Below are 4,722 nucleotides of genomic sequence, written 5' to 3' on the forward strand. Positions count from 1 at the left end.
GTGCTCCCCACCGGTTTTAACCCGATCAGCGTGGCCAAATACGGCCCGGCTTTCATGCGCAAATCCGTGCGCGATATGGGCTGGTTCCTCCGTTATGTGGGCTACGCCCTGGTGGCTGGTGACCCCAGCATCCTGTCGGTCAACACCCGTGGACTGCGCGATGTCCTGGAGACCAATTGCTCCCTGGCCGCCACCAACGTGGCCCTGCAGGAAATGCGTGCCGCCTGCGCTCAGCTGCTGAGAGATCAGCCCGATGCGCGCCAGATGACGATCGACTGCTTCAACGTTTTGCTCCAGGAGCTGGCCGTCGCCACTCCGAGCACAAAGCAACGTCAGGGCAGCAGTGTTCAGCAGGGCCTTCAGCTTCCCGCCATCTACGCGCTCGCCGCTGAAAGCAGCCAGCGCTTTGAGATGCGACCGGGCCTCTCCGGAGCTGAAAAAGCGGAGATCATTCGCGCGGCCTACCGCCAGGTCTTCGAGCGTGACATCGCCAAGGGCTATTCCCAGACCCCCTGTTCCGTGGCCGCGAGTCAGGCCATTCAGGGTCAGATTTCCATGCGGGAGTTCATCCGCGCCCTGGGCCGAAGCAAGGAATACCGCCAGCAATTCCACGATCGTTTCGTCAACAGCCGAGTCGTGGAACTCGCTTACCGCCACTTCCTCGGCCGGGGGGTCAGCTCCCTCGAGGAATTCCGCAAGTCGTTCTCGATCCTCAGCAACCAGGGCTTAGCTGGATTGGTGGATGTCCTGGTCAACTCAGGCGAGTACGCGCAGACCTTTGGCGAAGAGACCGTTCCCTACCTGCGTGATCTCGGCGAAGAAGCTCAGGAAAGCGCCGGCTGGGGGTCCAACCGCAAGCTGTTCAACTTCAGCGCCCCCTTCGATGGTGCTCCGCAATACGTCACCCTCTACGCCTCCTACCGGCAGCCCTTTGCCGATCAGCATGTCTATGGCGGTGGGAACGACCCGGTTGGCAATCAATACGGCGCGATCTTCCCAAGTGGCACGGCGTCTGTGGCCACGCGTCCAGCCCCCTATGGCTACGACAGCCGCCGCCTGCTGGTGAGCAACGGTCTGGCCTCCCCTGGCCAGATGGACAGCGCTCAATTCCGAGGCAGTCGGCCCCGCAAGGTCGGCCCTCGGGTGATGCGACTGCAGCAAATCGCCACCGGCGGCGCCGCACGACCGCGCCGGGGTGGTCAGCCCAGCATCCGCAACACCGAATCGAGCACCCAAGCGGTGATCAACGCGGTTTACGTGCAAGTGCTCGGCAATGCCGGTTATGCCGGAGAACGGCTCGGTTCTGACGAGGCCCGTCTCGAGAACGGTGACACCTGCTTGCGTGATTTCGTCCGCAGCGTGGCGCGCTCGGATGCCTTCCGCCGCCGTTATTGGAATGGCCTCTATGTCACCAAGGCGATCGAGGTGATGCATCGCCGCCTGCTCGGCCGACCCACCTTCGGTCGCTGGGAAATTGACGCCCTGTTCGACACGGCAGCTCGCAAGGGCTTCTACGGCCTGATCGATGCCCTGATCGATGGCAAGGAATATCGCGAATGCTTCGGAGATGACACGGTTCCGTTTGAACGGTTCATCACCCCAGGCGACCTCAACAGCCGTCGTGCCCCGGGTTGGCGCCAGCCGATTGACCTGAGCGCAGTCACCGATCTCACCCTCGGCCAACGCCCCGATCCACGCACGGCAGATTCGATTCGCACCAGTGGCGATGTCACCCAGCGCAACCTGTCGGGGGCATCCCCGATGGTCCGCGGTGACTGGAGCGCCAACATCAGCGACAACGAACCCGATCCCCGCTGGGCCTCCCTGGTGCGGTCTCAGGGCATGGGCAATCGGATGGGCCCACCGGCGGATCCCACCAACCTGCGCTCCTCGCGGACGGCCCGTCCCGATGGTCCGGCCGCCCGAAGCTTCCGGGCTCCCAGCTGGACAACAGCACCAACACCGAGCCGTTCGATCCCCGAGGCTCCGGATGCACGCATGGCCAATGCGCTGCGCACCGAGGACACCACAGGGTTCTCCCGCCGCGGTGGCCTGCCGCAGCCGCTTGAACTGAAACAGCCCTGCAGCGAATCGGAACTGCGCATGGTGCTGGATGCCACCTATCGCCAGTTGCTCAACCGTGTTCCTCTGGAAAACGAACGGCTGCTGAAGGCGGAATCCATGCTGCGCAATCAGGAGATCGACCTGGCTGGATTCGTCGCCGAGGTCGCCATGGGCGAGGCCTTCCAAAACCGCATCGCCACCATGGCTCCGCTGAGGGCCGCCTCCGCCGCCGGCCTGGCCCTGCTGGGTCGTGCCACAACCCCTGCTGAAACCAGCCGATTCCTCAGCTTGCGGGCGGAAGCTGGCCAAGCCGCAGCCGTCAACGAACTGCTGGCGATCTGTGGCGACCAAGTGCCTCGGATCAATGGCATGGACAGCCAAAACGGACGCAGCCAAGCGACCATCCAGCGCACCGCCTCCCTCTACAGGGGCAACGCAGCGCTGAACCCTCCGACCGACGCGGCGATCTAAGCCCTGTCCTCACCATTATTGGCGCGGCATTTGCAGCCAATAATGCACATCAAAGCCCTGGCGAAAGGTTGTCTCGTCAGGGCTTTTTTTCGTGTCTCAACAACATCCAAAAAAGCAAAGGTCACTGCGGCGCAGTGGGTTCCGCACAACAAGGCGCCCAATGAAGAACTGTTACCCGAGCCGCAGGGAGATGAGGATTGTCGCCGACAATACGTGGGCTGACAGCTCAGCTGTTTGCATCGAGCCTTGACGATCCAGTTCAGACAACGTTCCTTGTTGATCGTTGTGAACGTCCTGGGGACAGCACGGCTCAAACCCCTCTCTCAGCCCTTACTCTGAGAGACGATCCTTCGGGATCTCAACCCTATTCACCGGATACCGGTCTCCTACGGGCGGCCGCTTGTTTCGAGGCAGAACTGCATGAGCATCGTCTCCAACTCGATCATCAACGCGGACGCCGAAGCCCGCTACCTCAGCCCTGGCGAACTCGACCAGATCAAGGCTTTCGTGACAGGGGGCCAACGCCGTCTGCGCGTGGCCCAAGTTCTGTGCGAGAGCCGCGAGCGCATCGTCAAGCAGGCCGGCGGTCAGCTGTTCCAAAAGCGTCCCGACGTCATCTCCCCCGGCGGCAATGCCTACGGCGAGGAAATGACCGCAACATGTCTGCGCGACATGGATTACTACCTGCGCCTGGTGACCTACGGCATCGTTGCTGGAGATGTCACCCCGATCGAAGAGATCGGCGTGATCGGCGCCAAGGAGCTCTACCGCTCCCTGGGCACCCCCCTCGAGGCCATGGCGGAGGCTGTGCGTGAGATGAAGACTGTCGCCATGGGCCTGCTCACCGGCGCTGATGCCGAAGAAGCCGGCACCTACTTCGACTACGTGGTGGGCGCTCTCGCCTGAACCCCCCGCTGATTCCCCTTCACGCCTCCTCACGGATCCATGCAAGACGCCATCACCAACGTCATCAATAAGTCCGACGTTCAGGGCCTGTACCTGGACACGGCTTCGATGAGCAGCCTTGAGTCCTACTTCGCCTCTGGCGAACTGCGTGTCCGCGCTGCTGCCACCATCAGCGCCAACGCGTCCGCCATCATTCGCGACGCCGTGGCCAAGGCTCTGCTGTATTCGGACATCACCCGTCCGGGCGGCAACATGTACACCACCCGTCGCTATGCAGCCTGCATCCGCGACCTGGATTACTACCTGCGCTATTCCACCTACGCCATGCTGGCGGGCGACACCTCCATCCTCGATGAGCGTGTTCTGAACGGCCTCAAGGAGACCTACAACTCACTGGGCGTGCCCATTGGCGCCACCGTTCAAGCCATCCAAGCCATGAAGGAAGTGACCGCCGGTCTGGTGGGTCCTGACGCTGGCAAGGAAATGGGCGTGTACTTCGACTACATCTGCTCCGGTCTCGGCAACTGAGACCCATGCGGTTGTTCAAAGTCACCGCCTGCATCCCCAGCCCCGAAAAGGTTCGGACGCAGCGCGAACTCCAAAACACCTTCTTCACCAAGTGGGTGCCCTACGACAGCTGGTTCGCTGAACAACAGCGCATCCAGAAGCAGGGTGGACGCATCATCAAAGTTGAACTCTGCACCGGTGGCCGCCAGGTCAACGTTGGCAACTGAGTTCAAATCCAAATTCAAATCATCAGTCCGGCCTTCGCGCCGGATTTTTTTATGGCTGCGCCAGTGTGCTGGCCACACAGGTGTTGATGGTTGCGGGGTCCATCGCAGGGCCGTGCCCCAGCCACAGCACATATTCGTGATTTCCCGCCGGACCCGTAATCGGGGACCCCACCAAGCCGCGTGAGATCCAACCGAGCTCAGTCGCCGCAGCCATCACTGTTTCGATGGCGTCCTGGTGGGCCACTGGATCCCGCACCACGCCCCCTTTCCCGACACGGTCTTTGCCCACTTCGAACTGCGGTTTCACCAACACCAGGGCTTCAGCTTCAGGCCCACGGAGCAAGCGGCGCAACGCCGGAAGAATCAGCCGCAGTGAAATAAACGAGACATCGGTCACCGCCAGAGTCGGCCAAGGGTCAGCCTCGCCATAGATCCCCTCGGGTTGCAGGTGGCGCAGGTTCGTCCGTTCCAGCAGCACCACCCGCTTATCGGTGCGCAGACTCCAGGCCGTCTGGCCGTAGCCCACATCCACGCCGTAGACCTTGGT

General features: G+C 62.2%; 5 protein-coding genes. 4 read left to right on the forward strand and 1 reads right to left on the reverse strand.

The window, feature by feature from the left end:
- The 4 genes from ACGVKB_RS08460 to ACGVKB_RS08475 all read left to right on the forward strand — a co-directional run.
- A partial coding sequence (locus ACGVKB_RS08460; RefSeq protein WP_392351067.1) for a phycobilisome rod-core linker polypeptide occupies positions 1 to 2,535 on the forward strand: 2,535 nt, incomplete at its 5' end.
- Positions 2,536 to 2,955: 420 nt separating this feature from the next.
- Positions 2,956 to 3,441, forward strand: a complete 486-nt coding sequence (locus ACGVKB_RS08465) for an allophycocyanin (RefSeq protein ID WP_038546571.1) — start codon at positions 2,956 to 2,958, stop codon at positions 3,439 to 3,441.
- A gap of 39 nt (positions 3,442 to 3,480) precedes the next feature.
- The gene (apcB, locus tag ACGVKB_RS08470; protein ID WP_114989511.1) at positions 3,481 to 3,969 is read left to right on the forward strand and encodes an allophycocyanin subunit beta; all 489 of its coding nucleotides are present in this window, start codon (positions 3,481 to 3,483) and stop codon (positions 3,967 to 3,969) included.
- Between the two features lie 5 nt (positions 3,970 to 3,974).
- Entirely contained in the window at positions 3,975 to 4,175 is a 201-nt protein-coding gene (locus ACGVKB_RS08475; protein ID WP_007098856.1) for a phycobilisome linker polypeptide, read from the forward strand.
- Positions 4,176 to 4,224: 49 nt separating this feature from the next.
- Here the strand turns inward: ACGVKB_RS08475 and ACGVKB_RS08480 are convergent.
- On the reverse strand, positions 4,225 to 4,722 hold a 498-nt coding region (locus ACGVKB_RS08480; protein WP_392351070.1), incomplete at its 5' end, for a TlyA family RNA methyltransferase.

The organism is Parasynechococcus sp., assembly GCF_042954325.1.
Taxonomy (GTDB): domain Bacteria; phylum Cyanobacteriota; class Cyanobacteriia; order PCC-6307; family Cyanobiaceae; genus Parasynechococcus.